The sequence below is a fragment of the Nonomuraea sp. NPDC001684 genome, from assembly GCF_053596515.1.
The window spans coordinates 1-14,092 of record NZ_JBSFGJ010000255.1 but is presented as its reverse complement, the minus strand read 5'-3'; the positions used below and the strand labels follow the sequence as shown (position 1 = coordinate 14,092).

General features: G+C 72.6%; 10 protein-coding genes. 7 read left to right on the top strand and 3 right to left on the bottom strand.

The window, feature by feature from the left end:
* The first annotated feature begins 66 nt into the window (after positions 1 to 66).
* The 5 genes from ACWCSD_RS33505 to ACWCSD_RS33485 all read left to right on the top strand — a co-directional run bounded on the left by ACWCSD_RS33505 (position 67) and on the right by ACWCSD_RS33485 (position 5,596).
* Entirely contained in the window at positions 67 to 783 is a 717-nt protein-coding gene (locus tag ACWCSD_RS33505; protein WP_449920898.1) for an ABC transporter ATP-binding protein, read from the top strand.
* The gene (locus ACWCSD_RS33500; protein ID WP_387681538.1) at positions 780 to 1,505 is read left to right on the top strand and encodes an ABC transporter permease; all 726 of its coding nucleotides are present in this window, start codon (positions 780 to 782) and stop codon (positions 1,503 to 1,505) included. Before ACWCSD_RS33505 ends, ACWCSD_RS33500 begins: the two co-directional genes overlap by 4 nt.
* Positions 1,502 to 2,776, top strand: a complete 1,275-nt coding sequence (locus tag ACWCSD_RS33495; RefSeq protein ID WP_449920895.1) for a sensor histidine kinase — start codon at positions 1,502 to 1,504, stop codon at positions 2,774 to 2,776. Before ACWCSD_RS33500 ends, ACWCSD_RS33495 begins: the two co-directional genes overlap by 4 nt.
* Before the next feature lie 4 nt (positions 2,777 to 2,780).
* Positions 2,781 to 3,407, top strand: a complete 627-nt coding sequence (locus ACWCSD_RS33490; RefSeq protein WP_449920892.1) for a response regulator — start codon at positions 2,781 to 2,783, stop codon at positions 3,405 to 3,407.
* Between the two features lie 146 nt (positions 3,408 to 3,553).
* A complete protein-coding gene (locus ACWCSD_RS33485; protein WP_449920889.1) occupies positions 3,554 to 5,596 on the top strand; it encodes a cellulose binding domain-containing protein in 2,043 nt (680 codons plus the stop codon).
* Positions 5,597 to 5,682: 86 nt separating this feature from the next.
* Here the strand turns inward: ACWCSD_RS33485 and ACWCSD_RS33480 are convergent, their stop codons facing one another.
* Both ACWCSD_RS33480 and ACWCSD_RS33475 read right to left on the bottom strand, forming a co-directional pair.
* A complete protein-coding gene (locus ACWCSD_RS33480) occupies positions 5,683 to 7,761 on the bottom strand; it encodes a protein kinase domain-containing protein (protein WP_449920886.1) in 2,079 nt (692 codons plus the stop codon).
* A 107-nt stretch (positions 7,762 to 7,868) separates the two neighbouring features.
* Positions 7,869 to 8,852 carry a DUF5937 family protein gene (locus tag ACWCSD_RS33475; protein ID WP_449920884.1) on the bottom strand — a complete coding sequence of 328 codons (984 nt, stop codon included), beginning with the start codon at positions 8,850 to 8,852 and terminating at the stop codon, positions 7,869 to 7,871.
* A gap of 136 nt (positions 8,853 to 8,988) precedes the next feature.
* On the opposite strand from ACWCSD_RS33475, the gene ACWCSD_RS33470 reads away from it, so the two are divergent.
* On the top strand, positions 8,989 to 9,843 hold the full coding sequence (locus tag ACWCSD_RS33470) for an isocitrate lyase/PEP mutase family protein (RefSeq protein WP_449920881.1): 855 nt from the start codon (positions 8,989 to 8,991) through the stop codon (positions 9,841 to 9,843).
* A gap of 411 nt (positions 9,844 to 10,254) precedes the next feature.
* Positions 10,255 to 10,383, top strand: coding sequence for a hypothetical protein (locus tag ACWCSD_RS33465; RefSeq protein ID WP_397155858.1), 129 nt, complete (start codon positions 10,255 to 10,257; stop codon positions 10,381 to 10,383).
* 73 nt (positions 10,384 to 10,456) lie between these two features.
* Here ACWCSD_RS33465 and ACWCSD_RS33460 read toward each other — a convergent pair whose 3' ends face one another.
* The gene (locus ACWCSD_RS33460) at positions 10,457 to 14,005 is read right to left on the bottom strand and encodes an nSTAND1 domain-containing NTPase (protein WP_449920878.1); all 3,549 of its coding nucleotides are present in this window, start codon (positions 14,003 to 14,005) and stop codon (positions 10,457 to 10,459) included.
* Positions 14,006 to 14,092: the final 87 nt, after the last annotated feature.

The window sequence follows — 14,092 nt, the reverse complement described above, 5'->3', positions numbered from 1 at the left end:
GATGGTGCCCGCCCACACCCCGTCGGGGGTGTGGGCGGGACGCCGCTCCCGCGTGATCCTCGGATCATGACAGTCATCGAGATCGACGACCTGCGCAAGAGCTACCGGCACACCCGGGCCCTCGACGGCCTCTCCCTGACCGTGGAACGCGGCGAGATCTTCGGGCTCGCCGGGCCCAACGGCGCCGGGAAGACGACGGTCGTGGAGTGCGTGTCCGGGCTGCGGCGTCCCGACGGCGGCCGCGTGCGCGTGCTGGGCCTCGACCCGCAGGGCGACCGGCGCGCGCTGCTCCAGCGCGTCGGCGCCCAGTTGCAGGAGGCCGCACTGCCCGACGGCATCAAGGTCGGCGAGGCCCTGCGGCTCTACGCCTCCCTGTACGACCACCCGGCCGACTGGCGGGCCATCATGGACGAATGGGGCCTCACCGACAGGAAGGACGCCCGGTTCGGCGGCCTGTCCGGCGGCTGGAAGCAGCGCCTGTTCATCGCGCTGGCCCTGGTCGGCGACCCCGAGGTGGTCCTGCTCGACGAGCTGACCACCGGCCTCGACCCCGACGCCCGCCGCACCACCTGGGGGCTGATCCGGGCCATGCGCCACCGCGGGATCACCGTCGTCCTGGTCACCCACTTCATGGACGAGGCCGAGGCGCTGTGCGACCGGATCGCCGTCGTCGACCGCGGCCGGGTCGTGGCCGAGGGCAGCCCGCGCGAGCTGATCGGCCGGACGCGGGCCGCCTCCCTGGAGGACGCCTACTTCGCGCTGACCGGGAGGGCCGAGGCATGAAGGGCTTCACGAGAGTCGTCGCCGTCGAGCTCAGGCTGGGGTTGCGCGACCCGATGTCGGCGTACTTCGCGCTGGGCTTCCCGCTGGTCATGCTCTGGGTCAAGCTGCGCGGCGGCGACCGGCCGCTGCCCGGCGGCGAGCGGCTGGTCGACGCCACCGTGCCGATGCTGACCGTCTTCGTCGTGGGGCTGGCCGCGCTGGTCGTCCTGCCGGCCACGCTGGCCCAATACCGGGAGCGCCGGGTGCTCAAGCGGCTGCGGGCCACGCCCGCCACGCCGTTCATGCTGTGCGGCGCCCAGTGGGCCGCGCACATGCTGCTGGCGGTGCTCGGCAGCGTGCTGCTGGTCGTCCTGGGCGTGGCCGGCTACGGGCTGAGCGCGCCCGCCAGCCTGCCCGGCGTGCTGCTGGCCTGGCTGCTCGGCGCGCTCAGCCTCGGCGCCGTCGGGCTGCTCCTCGGCGCGCTGGCCCCCAGCGGGCGGGCGGCGACGGTGATCGGGCTCGCCCTGTTCTTCCCGATGGTGTTCCTGTCCGGCGCGGTGATCCCGCGCGAGACCATGTCGGGGTCGATGCGGGCGATCGGCGACCTGACGCCCATGGCGCCCGCCGTCCAGGCGATCCGGGACGGCTGGTCGGCCGGCGCGCTCCCGCCGCTCGCTCTCGGGATCATGGTGGCGGTCGGCGCCGTCGCGGGCGGCCTCGCGGTGAAGGCCCTGCGGTGGTGAGCCGGCGGGAGCGGGTCACCGGCTCACCACCGCAGGGGAGCCGGTGGGAGGGGGCCACCGGCTCACCACCGCAGGAGAGCCGGTGGGAGCGGGTCACCGGGGCCCTGCCGTACCTGCTGGTGCTGCTTCCCGCGCTGTTCTCGCTGCTGCGGGCGTGGCGGGTCGAGGTGCTGGCCCTGGCGCTTTTCGCGGCGGCCTGGCACTGGTTCGTGGTGGCCCGCCGTCCCGCCTGGACCGCCTGGACCGCGCGGGCGTGGGTGGTGGCCGGATACTTCGTGGTGCTGCTGGCGGTGGTGGCGGCGCTGGTGCGCATCGACCCGGTCTTCACCGTGACCGGGGTGGGGGTGTTCGTCCAGTGCTTCGCGCTGCTGCCGGGGTTGTGGGCGTACGCCGGGGTCGCGGTGACGGTCGGGACGCTGGTCGCCGCCCGTCCGCCGGCCGGTCGCACGCCGGTCGAGCTGCTGGCCTCCTTCGTGGTCGGGGTGCTGGTCGCGTCCATGACCGGGCTGGTCTTCCAGACCGTCTCCGAGCAGAACGCGCAGCTCAAGGAGAAGAGCGCCAGGCTGGCCGCGCTCGCCGAGGAGAACGCCGACCTCCAGGCCCGGCTCCTGGTCCAGGCCCGCGAGGCGGGCGTGCTGGGCGAGCGGCAGCGGCTGGCCAGGGAGATCCACGACACCGTGGCCCAGGGACTGACCGGCATCCTCACCCAGCTGGAGGCCGCCGACGAGGCCGCCGGAGCGACGCCCGCGGTGCGCGCGCGGCTGGCGACCGTACGGGAGCTGGCCAGGGAGAGCCTGACCGAGGCCCGCCGCTCGGTCCAGGCGCTGCGCCCGGCGCCGCTGGCGACGGCGGCGCAGCTCGGGACCGCCCTGTCGGAGGTGGCGGCGGCCTGGTCGCGGGCCTGCGAGGTGCCTGCTTCGGTGTCGGTCACCGGCGACGCCCGCCCGCTGCACACCGAGGTGGAGAGCACGTTGCTGCGGGTGGCCCAGGAGGCGCTGGCCAACGTGGGCAAGCACGCGCGGGCCTCCCAGGTGGGGATCACGCTGTCGTACATGGAGGACGTGGTGGCGCTCGACGTCCGCGACGACGGGTCCGGCTTCACGCCGGCCTCCGGCAGCGGCTCCGGCGGCTCCGGCGGCGGGTTCGGGCTGGTGGCGATGCGGCAGCGGGTCACCCGCCTGGCCGGCAGCCTCGCCGTCGAGAGCGCCCCTGGCCAGGGCACGGCGATCTCCGCTACCGTTCCGGCCATCCCCGCCGACCCGGGAACGTGAGCCCATGCCGGTACGCCTGATCATCGTCGACGACCACCCCGTGGTCCGCGACGGGCTGCGCGGCATCTTCGAGACCGACGGCTTCGACGTGGTCGGCGAGGCGGCCGACGGCGCCGAGGCGCTCGCGGTGGCCCTGCGCACCGCCCCCGACGTCGTGCTCCTCGACCTGCGCATGCCGGGGCCGAGCGGCGCCGAGCTCATCCGCCGGCTGCGCGCGCAGTGCCCCGGCACGCACGTGCTCGTGCTGACCACCTTCGGCGACGACGCCGACGTGGTGCCCGCGATCGAGCAGGGCGCCACCGGCTACCTGCTCAAGGACACGCCGCGCGCCGAGCTGCGCCGGGCCGTGCTGGCCGCGGCCCGCGGCGAGAGCGTGCTGTCGCCGGCCGTGGCCGGGGTGCTGACGCGGCACGCGCACCCCCCGGAGCAGCGCGCGCTGAGCCCGCGGGAGCTCGAAGTGCTCGGCCTCATCGCCCGCGGCGCGACCAACCGCGAGGTGGCCAGGAAGTTGTTCGTCACCGAGGCCACCGTGAAGACCCACCTGCTGCACGTCTTCGCCAAGCTGGAGGTCAAGGACCGGGCGGCGGCCGTCGCGGCGGCCTACGACAGGGGCCTGCTCAAGCCCGCCTGACCGGCCGGGATCCGCTCAAGGCCGCCTGACCGCCGTGAAAGTTTCAGCGCCGATTGACGGGCCGGACCCCACGTCGCATGATCATGCTTGCCTCCTGGTCAGGAGGGGGCGTCGAGCCATACCGCTACCCACGGCGAGGTACCCCGATGCCTGGCAAGATCCTGCCCAGGGCCGCGACCGCGGCCCTCCTGACCCTCACCACGCTGATCGCTCCCCCGGCGCGCGCCGACGACGTCACCCCCGTCACGGTGACCGTCAACGCCCGCGCCGCCCTGGCCACCGCCCCCGAGACCGGCATCGGTTCCAACCATGCCATCTGGGACGCGAACCTCGGCACCGACCAGACCGCCGACCTCCTCAAGGACGCGGGCGTCAAGCTGCTGCGCTACCCCGGCGGCTCCTATTCCGACATCTACCACTGGGCCGACCACACCGCCCCCGGCGGGTACGTCGCCCCGAACACCGACTTCGACACCTTCATGCGCGGCGTACGGCGCACCGGCGCGCAGGCCATGGTGACCGCCAACTACGGCACCGGCACCGCCGAGGAGGCCGCCGCCTGGGTCCGGCACGCCAACGTCACCAAGGGCTACGGCGTCAAGTACTGGGAGATCGGCAACGAGAACTACGGCAACGGCCACTACGGCAGCGCCTGGGAGGCCGACGACCACGCCGACAAGAGCCCGGCCGAGTACGCCCGCCACGTCGTCGCCTACGCCGACGCCATGAAGGCGGCCGACCCGACGATCAAGATCGGCGCGGTGCTGACCACCCCCGCCAACTGGCCCGACGCCATCACCGCCGAGGGCGACGACGGGAGTTGGAACAAGGTCGTCCTGTCCCTCGCCGGACCGAAGATCGACTTCGTGATCCTGCACTGGTACCCCGGCGCCCTGGACAAGGCCGGTCAGGTCCCCGACATGATCCGGCTCACCCGGCAGCAGCTCGCCGCCTACGCCGGGCCCGGCTCGGACCGGATCGGCATCGCGATGACCGAGTTCAACACCGGCTCCAGCAGCAACGGCACCAACACCCAGCCCGGCGCCCTGGCCGCCGCCGACGCCTACGCGAGCCTGCTGGCGAACGGCGTGTTCACCGTCGACTGGTGGAACGTGCACAACGGCATCGGCAACGTCACCGAGGTCGAGGGGCACACCGACTACGGCGACTTCGGGCTGCTGTCCAGCGGGGTCTGCAACGCCTCCGGGGTCTGCGAGCCGCCGCTGAACACGCCGTTCGCGCCGTACCACGCGTTGCGGATGGTCAGCGTGTTCGCGCGGGCCGGTGACCAGTTCGTCACGGCGGCGACCGACCAGCCGAAGGTCAGCGCGCACGCCGTCCGGCGGCCGAACGGCGACCTGGCGGTCATGCTGATCAACAGCTCGCCGGACACGTCGTACCCGGTCGCCGTGGACTACGCGGGCTTCACGCCGGCCGCGGGCGCGCCCACCGTGCTGACCCACGTCAACGGCGCGAACGCCATCACCACCGCGACCACCGGCACCGCCACCAGCCAGACACTGCCGCCGCTCTCGCTAACCACCGTCGTCGTGCGTCCCGCCGCACTTCAGGCCGGCCTGCCCGGCGCGCCCGGCCGCCCGGCGGCCTCGAACGTCACCGACCGGGCCGCCGTCGTCTCCTGGCCCGCCGCCGCCCCCGGCGCCCGCCCGATCGTCAAGTACGAGCTCCACCGCCAGAACGGCGCCGTCAGCGAGCAGCTCGGCGAGACCGCCGGCACCTCCTACACGGTCGGCAACCTCAAGCCCGGCACGACCTACACCGTCAACGTGATCGCCCGCGACAGCGGCGGCGGCGTCTCCTGGGCCTCACCGCCCCTGACCTTCACCACCGGCACCCCGGCGACCAGCTCCTGCGCCGTGCGATTCACCGACCAGACCGACTGGGCCAGCGGCTACGTCGGCGCCGTCGAGATCACCAACAACGGCGCCCCGGTCAACGGCTGGACCCTGAGCTTCACCTGGCCGAGGCCCTGGCAGAGCCTCGGCAGCGGCTGGAGCGCCACCTGGACCCAGACTGGCTCGAACGTCAAGGCCGTCAGCGAGCCCGGCAACGCCTCCCTGGCCACGGGCGCCTCGACCACGATCGGGTTCGTCGGCAACTACGCCGGCCCGAACCTCCTGCCCACCGTCTTCACCCTCAACGGAACCGTCTGCACCACCAGACAGTGACCCGGCCTGCCGCGCCCCGGCCCCTGATCACGGACGCGTGAGCGGGGCCGGGTGCACTGCGAAGAGCTTCGGGTCCGGCCTGGTTGTCACCACAACATCCAGGGGCTCTCCGCGCCGCCGCCGAACGCCGCCGTCCCCGTCCGACGCCAGCGCTGCCGCACGTCGTGCTTGGCCTGGATGGCCGGCGCGGTGGTGGTGAACGGCCCGCAGGTGGCGACCTCGCCGTCGTTCCGCGGGGACACCCCGGAGCAGGTGAAGGGCTGGGAGACGTTGCGGTCCGCGTCGGTGTTGTAGAGCTGGACGTGCACGTCCGAGCGGACCGAGCTCGCCCCTCGGATGCGTCCCATCAGGTAGAAGACGTCACCAACCATGGCCATGCACGGCGACATCTCCACGCCCGAACCGTCGCCCGCGGTGATCCACGAGCGGCATTTCCAGTCCGGCTGGGAGTTGCGCGGCGGGGCGCCGTCACCGTCGCTCTCGGGGTCCACGGTGTGCGGGGCCTCCGTCTTCCGGCCGGCCGACGTCCGGCGGGGGTCAGCGGTACCCGTGGGGTCCGTCGTCGCGCCCGCCGTCCGTTTCGGGACGGCCGTGCCCGGCGTGCGGACCGGCTCCTTCGGCGTCTTCTTCGCCGACGACTTGAGCGGCTCGTCTGCGGCGCCGGACGTCTCCTCGTCCGCCTCCGACGGGACGGGGCTCTCCTTCACCGCCCCGGACTCGACGGGCGTCGGTGTGCCGGCCACGTCGGCCGACCTGGACGCCGAGAGCCCGGACGCGTCGTTCACGGCCCCCGCGCCCGGCGTCCGCCATGGGGCCATGACGGCCACGGCCGCCGCGGTCAGCGCCACCGCCGTCGTGGTGCTCGCGATGACGACCAGCCGCCGGCGGGACCGTCCGGGCGGCCGCGCAGCCGCCATGCCCGCCTGGGCGGCGGCGGGCCGCCCGGCGGAAGCAACCATGCCGGACTGGGCGGCGCCCCGCCCGGCGGAAGGAACCGTGCCGTCCCCACCGCCGACACCCGGGGCCGCCCCACTCCCTGCGACATCCCCAGAGGCCGCCCGCGGACCAGGACCCCGAACGGGCTCACCGGACGACCCAGCGGCACCGGCCGATGAGGAACCGGGCGGCGGCCCCGGCACCGACCCCGAAAGCAGCCCCGGCGGCGTCCCCGGGAGCGGCCCAGTCACCGACCCCGAAAGCGGTCCCGGCGGCGGCCCAGGCACCGGCCTCGGGAGCGGCGTTGGCACCGGCCCCGGGAGCGGCCCAGACGGCGGTCCCGGGATCGGCTCTGACGTCGCGGACGGGGCGTCGGCCCTGCCCACCCGCGGCAAGGCGGCCAGCCCCGCCACCACCGGTGCCGCCTCCCGCAGCGCCACCGCCACCTGCCCGGCCGCCGGACGCGTCGCCGGATCCTTCGCCGTGCAGGCCGCGATCACCGACCACAGGACGTCGGGCATCCCGGGCAACCGCCGCGGCATGGCCATCGCATGCTGCCGGAGCAGGGCCATCGGATGCTCGCCCACGAACGGCGGACGCCCGGCCAGCAGCTCGTAGAGGATCAGCCCGGCCGCGTAGACGTCCACCGCTGGCGTGGGGGTGCCGCCGTCGGCCACCTCGGGCGACAGGTACGTGGGCGTGCCGATGATCGAGGTGGTCTGCGTCAGCCCCGGCCCGAGGACGATCCGGGCGACCCCGAAGTCCGTCAGCCGCACCTGCCCCGTGGGCCCGTCGATCAGGACGTTCCCCGGCTTGACGTCCCGGTGGACGACGCCCGTCGCGTGCGCCGCCGCCAGCGCCTCGGCGACCTGGGCCATCAGCTCGGCGGCCATGGCCGGCGGCAGCGTGCCGTGCTGCTGCAGCAGGCCGCGCAGATCCCCGCCCTCGACGAGGTCCATCACCAGCGCGAGCCGCTCCCCCTCGATGACGAAGTCGCGCATCGTGACGATGTGGGGATGGCGAAGGGTGCGCAGCACATTGCGTTCCTGCACGAACCGCAGCACCAGGTCCTGGTCGCCGGCGAGGTTGCTGCGCAACAGCTTGACCGCCACGATCTCGCCGGTCTCCCGGTGCCGCGCCCGCCAGACGGTCCCCATCGCCCCGGCGCCGATCTCGTCGAGCAGCACGTACCGGCTGCCCAGGAACGCCTCGGCCCCACCCTCGTCCATCGCCCGCCTTCCCCCCGAACAGTGGGGATCACAATAGTCAGGATGATCGAGACAAAAAAGATCAGCGCCACCGCGACCGCACCGCACGCCCTCATGAGGCCCGCGACTCACACCTGAGCCGTGAGCAGGGCGTCCGCGAGGCCCGTGCGGGCGTAGAACACTGTACGGCCCGCCCGGTGGGTGCTGGTCAGCCCGGCGGCCCGCAGCGCGGTGAGATGCTGCGACACCCCCGCCGCGGACATCCCCGACCGCTCGGCGAGCTCGGTGGTCGAGGCCGGCGAGTCGAGCTCGGCCAGGATCAACGCCCGGGAACGGCCGATCACGGCAGCGAGCGCGTCCATGGGCGCATGCCTGCGCGACTCCCACAGCGCGCCGATGCCACGCGCCGGGTAGGCGAGCTGAGGCGGCTCGGACGCGACGGACCGCGTCAGCACCCGCGGCCACGCGAAGACCGACGGCACGAGAAGCAGCCCCGCACCGGTCTCGATCCTGGTGATCGCGCAGTGCCGTTGTGCCAGCTGGAGGCCGCCGCTGTCCCAGCGCACGGTGTGGTGGAGCTGGTCCAGCGTGCGCGCCGTGCCGTGCTCGGCCACCTGGCGGCCCCGGTGGAAGACGTCCGCGTCCAGCACCGACCGGATGCGCGCCCAATAGGGCGCGATCGCGAGCTCCCAGTAGGTCTCGATCTCCGCGACGACCTTGGGCAGGTACGCCCGGGGATTGCGGTGCAGGTTCCGCAACCGGGGCGACAACCGGCCGTCCCGCTCGGCGGACAACAGGTCGAGGTCGCGCCGTACCTGCCCGGGGTCGGTGGCCTCGATGGCCGCCAGCTCGTCGGGCAACTCGTGGGACGCGGTCGTCGGATTGAGGAAGTCCGGGAAATGGCCGACGGGCGCCACCATGTCGGCCAGCCAGCCACGATCGAGCCCCGCCGCCGCGAGCCGGGGACGCACCTGACCGGCCCACCCACGATGAGGATCGGGCACCGTGGCCCCGGCCAGCGCCCGGCAACTCGTGACGACCTCCCACATGGCCGAGACGGCGAACCGGGTCTCGGCCAGATCGTTCACCGAAAAGGCCAGCCGCGCCTTCATGCCGCCTCCCGCGGGTCCACGATTCGGTCAGAGCTTAATCAATGGACGCCTACCTCGCGGCCCGGCAACATCCCGGACCAGGCGCCCACCGAGCCATGGTGCCGGATTTCCGAACACCCCGAAGGCGGTCACCCACATGTCTGTGGACAACTTCCCCTCCACCGATGCGGCGACGACGAAAAAGGCTGATCTGTTCAGAAAGCTCCACGCCAACTCCGTACTGATCCTCCCCAACGCCTGGGACGCCGCCAGCGCCGCCGTGATCGCCGCAGCCGGCGCCACAGCCATCGCCACGACCAGCGGCGGCGTCTCCTGGTCCCTCGGCCGCGGCGACGGCCAGCACCTCACCCGCGACGAGACGCTGCACGCCGCCCGGCGCATCGTGCACACCGTGGACCTCCCCGTGACGGTCGACATCGAGGGCGGCTACGGCCCCGCCCCCGAGGACGTCGCGCACACCGTCCGAGCCGTGGCCGGAGCGGGCGCGGTGGGCGTCAACCTGGAGGACTCCCAGGCCGTCGGCGGCCCGCTGTTCGACCTCGCCGACCAGACCGCCAGACTGCACGCCGCCCGGGAGGCGGCGGCCGCAGCGGGTCTCCCCGAACTCTTCGTCAACGCCCGCACCGACGTCTTCCTCTTCGCCATCGGCCCCTCCGCCGGCCGCCTGGACGAAGTGCTCAAGCGCACGACGGCGTACGCCGAGGCCGGCGCCGACGGCATCTTCGTCCCCGGCCTCCTCGACCTCGACGCGCTGGCCACCCTCTGCGCCGAGTCCCCGCTCCCGGTCAACGCGATGGCCGTCGCCGGCGGCCCCACCGTCGCCGAACTCACCCAGACCGGCGTACGCCGGATCAGCCTCGGCACCGCCCTCGCCCAGGCCGCCTACACCGCCGCCCGCAAAGCCGCCGCCGAACTCCTCACCACCGGCACCTTCGAAGCCCTGACCGACTCCCTGGACTTCACCGAACTCAACACCCTCTTCCAGCCCTGATCCCCCGGCGAAGACCCTCCCCGAACACCCGCCACTACGCATCTGCCAGAAGGTCGCCGAAGCCACCTCGCCGCAGCACGCCAGGTAGCCGGACAAGCGCCTGACGACCACCGCGACAGCCCGATCGACACATGTCGGACGGCACCAAGCTCGCGCACGGTGCCTCCGCGGCAAACACCGTGCAGGTGGACATGGGGCCTCCCTGGGCGCCTTCCCGTTCTCCCCGGGCCGTCAGCCAGACGCTGCCCCTGAAGCCGAACGCGCCTTCCCCTCGGCCGCGTAAGACCGACGGCGGGATCGGCGAGCCGTGCGCGGCGAACGTGAGGTCGCCGAACTCCTCCCTGCACACCGAGTCGCGATCGGCGAGAGGGTGGGCGACCGCGACCATGAGCACCTGCAAAGGAGACGTGGGTGACCGCGCCGATGGCCAGATCGGGTTCGTGCACCGGCAGCCGGACGTGGCCCACGTCGATCTCGCCCGAGCGCGGCGTCAGCCGTACCGACCGGGAGGTCCGTTCGAAGAGCAGGCCGCCGATCTGACGTTCCCGCTTCTGGATCGCCAAGGGAGGTTGTGCTGCGTGCGGAACCGCTCCGGGTAGCGCACGCAACGCCCTCAGCAGGTCCTGCGGAACTCCACCCCCGGTAGGTACAGCTGCCATTCGGCGCGGGTCAGCACCCGTCCAGCCTGTGCGCACACCAGGGGCACCACCTTGGTTTCGTTGAGGAAGGACAGGTCCCAAAGGTGGACATTCCCGTCGTTCTGCGTCGTGGCGACGAGCTTGCTGCGCGGGCTGTATGCCATCGCTGACGTCGAGGACGTATGACCGTAGAGGAGGCCGAGCAGCCGGCCGGTGCCGACGTCCCATACATGTGCGGCCGGGATGCCCTCGCTCAGCAGGAGAGTCCCATCGGCGCTGAAGAACAGCTCGGCCACCGTAGCGGCAGGGACCTGCAGTGGAGCCCTGACAGGTGCGCCCGACGCCACGTCCCAGAGCCGGACCACACCGTCGCCGCCGCTACTGGCCAGGATCCTGCCGTCCGGACTGAACGCGAGCGCGTTCACCCGCAGCTTGTGCCCGATCTGCTCGCTTTTCAGCCGCCCGTCAGCCACGTTCCACAGGCGGACCGTGGTGTCGCCGTACCCGCCACCGCCGGTCGCGAGGGTGCGGCCGTCCGGACTGAAAGCCAGGGCACTCTGACCAGCCAACCCTGGGCCGCTTGGCAGTGCCAGGCGGGTTTGGCCGGTGGTGACGTCGTCCAGTTGGAGGCCTCCCGTTGCGCCGACGCGGGCAACGGTCCTTCCGTCAGGGCTGAATGCGGCGGCTGAGCCGGTGTGCTCGCGCCCGCAGCCCTGACTGTCGGGATTGCGTGCGGCACCCGATACGTCCCAGATTCCGGCCCCCTTGCACTCGGGGCTGCCCCCCGCCACGACCTTGCGGCCGTCGGGACTGAAGGCGAGGGTCATGATGCCGGAGGTGCCGGTGTTCACGGGCGTTCCGATCGGTGCCCCGGAGGTGGCATCCCACAGGCGGATCGTGGAGTCGGCGTGCCCGCCGCCCGTGGCCAGCGTCCTGCCGTCCGGAGCGAAGGCCATCGACCAGATGTCCTTCGGGCCATGGGCGATTGTGCCTCGGTAGCCCGCCGCCGCGAGCGCCCACACCGTCACAGTCCCATCGTCGGCGGTCGCGACGGTGCCGTGAGCAGTGTCGACGGCCATGACGGAGAACTGGGAGCCGCTGGGGATCGGGTAGGCGAGATCCTCGCCGGTTGCGGCGTCATGCACCCGGACAGTCGTGGAGTCACGGGTGGCGAGGACTCCGCTGGTGTCGAAGGTGGGTTCCCCGCCCGGAACGGATTTGAGTGGGTCGCCAGTGGTGGCGTCCCACAGCCGGACCTCGCCGCTGAGGCTCTCGGCGGCGATTGTCCGGCCGTCCGGGCTGAAGGTGACCTTGCCTGTGCTGTTGACCTTTCCGCGCAGGAGTATGCGGGCTTTTCCGGTGGCGGCGTCTCGCAGGGCGATTACCTCGTCGAGCCCTGCGGTTGCGAGGGTTCTTCCATCGGGGCTGAAGGCCAGGTATTTCAGCTGGCTGGGATCCTTGACCGGCTTTCCGAGCTCCTCACCTGTCGTGGTGTCCCAGCGCCGGACGATGTCGCCGTCGGTCATGGCGACGGCCTTGCCGTCGGGGGTGAACGTGAGAGGGCCGAACCGGTCGATCGCCGTCGACGCGCGTGCCGTACCCGTGGACACGTCCCACAGATGGAGCTTTTCCGCCTCTGCCGAGGCGAGAGTCGTCCCATCAGGGCTGAAAGCCACCCGCCACGTATCCTGCCCTTTCCCGAGCGGACCGAGAACGAGGCGGCCCGTCGCCACCTCCCACACCCGCACCCCTGCGTCCTCGCCCCGCCCGCCCGTGGCGATGAGCCGTCCGTCCCGGCTGAACGCCAGGCTTTCCACCGTCACAGGGAGGTGCCACGCGGCGCGCTCCGGCCGCAGGGCTGTCGCTCGCACGGCAGCCAGCGCCTCGGCAGGTTCAGGCGACACCTTCCAGGCCGCTACTGCCAGCAGCCGGGCAAGCGTGGGATCGGTCTCCATGACACCGTCGATCCTGGCGATGAGGCGCCGCGAGGTCGCGAAGTCCCGCTGCACGCCTGCCTCACGCTCAGCGGTGACCAACGCGGTCGCCGCAATGAGCGTGGCGCTGGCAAGGACGGCAAGAGCCCCGCCTAACCAGACGCGTACCAGCCTGCGCGTGCGCGCGCGCCTGACGCTCTCCCGCAGAAAGGACCGGGCGACGCCGCCCACTTCAGACTGCCGGTCCGCCCACTCACGGGCGAGGGCGAGCCGCGCGCCTGAGTAGAGCGTGCCCGAGTCGCGGCCAGACCGCTCCCACTCGTGGGCGGTGTTGACCAGCCGCTGCTCGACCAGGAGACCCGCCCGATCCTCCTCTATCCACGCTTGAAGGACCGGCCAGGAGGACAGCAGCGCTTCGTGGGTGATCTGCACCATGCCCTCGTCGAGTGTGATCAGCCGGGCTTCGTCGTCCGCGAAGGCCTCCACCACCGCCCGCACCCGGTCGGGGGCGGGTAACTCGGCCATCAGCCGGTCGAGCGGCACCCGCCGCCGCGTGTCGTCAGCGCCCTCACCCAGATGGATGAGGCGTAGGAGCACGCGCCGCCCGGTCTCGCGGCCCGGTTCGTCCAGCGCGGCGAGGACACGATCGGCCGTCGCCGCCAGTGCGCCCTGGATGCCACCGGTCCCCAGGTAGTCCTCGACGGTCAGCATCTCGCCACCGCTCCGCTGCCAGCCCGCGCGCAACGCGTGTGCCAGCAGCGGTAGCCGTCCCGCTTCGAGAGCCCCAAGGTCGTTGAGCAAGACGTCGGCCAGTCCCGGCTCCAGCGGCAGACCGACGGCCATCGCGGGCCGTTCGATGGCGGCGCGTGCCTCCTCCGAGCTCATCGGGCCGATGATCGAGGGGCGCGCGAGGGCTGGGGCCAAGTCGGCGTGGTCGGCGCACCGGCCGACGAAGTCCGCACGCATACCGAAGACGACCAAAGCTCCCGGCGTACGGCCTGCGCCGTCCCAGCCCGCACGCAGTACCCGGATGAACCGGGTACGCAGCTCCGGATCAGGGCACTCGGTGAAGATCTCCTCGAACTGGTCGACCACCACGACGACGCGGCCCGCCGTACCGGCTGCCGTCCGCCAGAACTGCGCCAGCTCCCCTTCCTCGCCGCTGCGCAGCACCTGGGCTGGATCCTCGCCGAGAAGGGGAGCGAGCTGGGCAGCCAGCGCGCCGAGCGGATCGGCAGTTGGCGTGAACAGCAACGACGGCCAGCCGGACGAGCCGGCCACGCCAAGTTCGCCGCGCGCGATCGCGGGCAGCAACCCAGCCTGGAGCAGCGACGACTTCCCCGACCCCGACGCGCCTACGACGAACAGGGGAGCAGGCGAGTCGTACAGCTCGGCCACTCGCCCGGTGAGATCGGCGGTCTGTCTCTCCCTGCCGAAGAACCACGCGGCCTCCTCCCTCGTGAAGGCCGCCAATCCCGGATAGGGGCAGATCCGCGGACCGGGCGGGCGAGGGTCCCGAGAAGCCCTCTCTGAGGTTGCATTAGCAGGACGATGCGCGGGATTGCGTGCCAGGACCAGATCCCCCGCCATGCCCGTCGCACGACGTCGTGGCCTGTAGGTCGGCGACGAGCTGATCGGAGCCGACGGCAGGCCGACCAGGGTGGTCGCGGCGACCGA

Bases quoted from the DNA above. Each gene is read 5' to 3' on its own strand.
- ACWCSD_RS33505 (WP_449920898.1), top strand. From the start codon at position 67: ATGACAGTCATCGAGATCGACGACCTGCGCAAGAGCTACCGGCACACC.
- ACWCSD_RS33500 (WP_387681538.1), top strand. From the start codon at position 780: ATGAAGGGCTTCACGAGAGTCGTCGCCGTCGAGCTCAGGCTGGGGTTG.
- ACWCSD_RS33490 (WP_449920892.1), top strand. From the start codon at position 2,781: ATGCCGGTACGCCTGATCATCGTCGACGACCACCCCGTGGTCCGCGAC.
- ACWCSD_RS33485 (WP_449920889.1), top strand. From the start codon at position 3,554: ATGCCTGGCAAGATCCTGCCCAGGGCCGCGACCGCGGCCCTCCTGACC.
- ACWCSD_RS33480 (WP_449920886.1), bottom strand. From the start codon at position 7,761: ATGGACGAGGGTGGGGCCGAGGCGTTCCTGGGCAGCCGGTACGTGCTG.
- ACWCSD_RS33475 (WP_449920884.1), bottom strand. From the start codon at position 8,852: ATGAAGGCGCGGCTGGCCTTTTCGGTGAACGATCTGGCCGAGACCCGG.
- ACWCSD_RS33470 (WP_449920881.1), top strand. From the start codon at position 8,989: ATGTCTGTGGACAACTTCCCCTCCACCGATGCGGCGACGACGAAAAAG.
- ACWCSD_RS33460 (WP_449920878.1), bottom strand. From the start codon at position 14,005: ATGGCGGGGGATCTGGTCCTGGCACGCAATCCCGCGCATCGTCCTGCT.